General features: G+C 72.2%; 1 protein-coding gene. It reads right to left on the bottom strand.

Translation table 11 applies throughout. The features are described from left to right. On the bottom strand, positions 1–845 hold an 845-nt coding region (locus EO174_RS00065; RefSeq protein WP_206515023.1), incomplete at both ends, for an Ig domain-containing protein.

Here is an 845-nt window from a genome sequence, read left to right as displayed (position 1 = left end):
TTGAAGCTGCCTTCCGCCGTCGGGTTGCCGGACAGCGTGCCGTTGCTGGCCAGGGTCAGGCCGGCCGGCACAGTGCCCGCGCTTACCGCATAGGTGTACGGCGCAGTGCCGCCACTGGCGCTCAGCACCTGGCTGTACGCGGTGCCGCGGGTGGCGGCCGGCAGCGTGGTGGGCGCGACCGCGATCACCGGTGCCGCGATGGTCAGCGTGTAGCTGCGGCTGGCCTGCGCCGCCGGGCTGGGCGTGCTGTCGGACACGGTCAGGGTGAAGGTGAACGTGCCTGCCACGGTCGGCGTGCCGCTGAGGCTACCGGTGGCCGCGTCCACGACAACACCCGCCGGCAATGCGCCGCCAGTCAGTGCATAGCTGTAGGGCGCGGTGCCGCCAGTGGCGGGCGTGATCGCCGCGGTGTACGCCTGCCCGGCCGTACCTGCGGGCAAGGTGCTGGCCGGCAGTACAACGTTCGGGCCGGCAACGGTCAGGCTGTAGGCCTGGTTGCCGGTGAAGCTCCCCGCATCGGTCGCCGTCACGGTGAAGTTGAAGCTGCCTTCCGCCGTCGGGTTGCCGGACAGCGTGCCGTTGCTGGCCAGGGTCAGGCCGGCCGGCACAGTGCCCGCGCTTACCGCATAGGTGTACGGCGCAGTGCCGCCACTGGCGCTCAGCACCTGGCTGTACGCGGTGCCGCGGGTGGCGGCCGGCAGCGTGGTGGGCGCGACCGCGATCACCGGTGCCGCGATGGTCAGCGTGTAGCTGCGGCTGGCCTGCGCCGCCGGGCTGGGCGTGCTGTCGGACACGGTCAGGGTGAAGGTGAACGTGCCTGCCACGGTCGGCGTGCCGCTGAGGCT

The sequence above is a fragment of the Xanthomonas sp. BRIP62418 genome, from assembly GCF_003993495.1.
Lineage (GTDB): Bacteria > Pseudomonadota > Gammaproteobacteria > Xanthomonadales > Xanthomonadaceae > Xanthomonas > Xanthomonas euroxanthea.
Note: the sequence above shows the minus strand (reverse complement) of the source record. Positions and strands in the feature narration are given on the sequence as shown.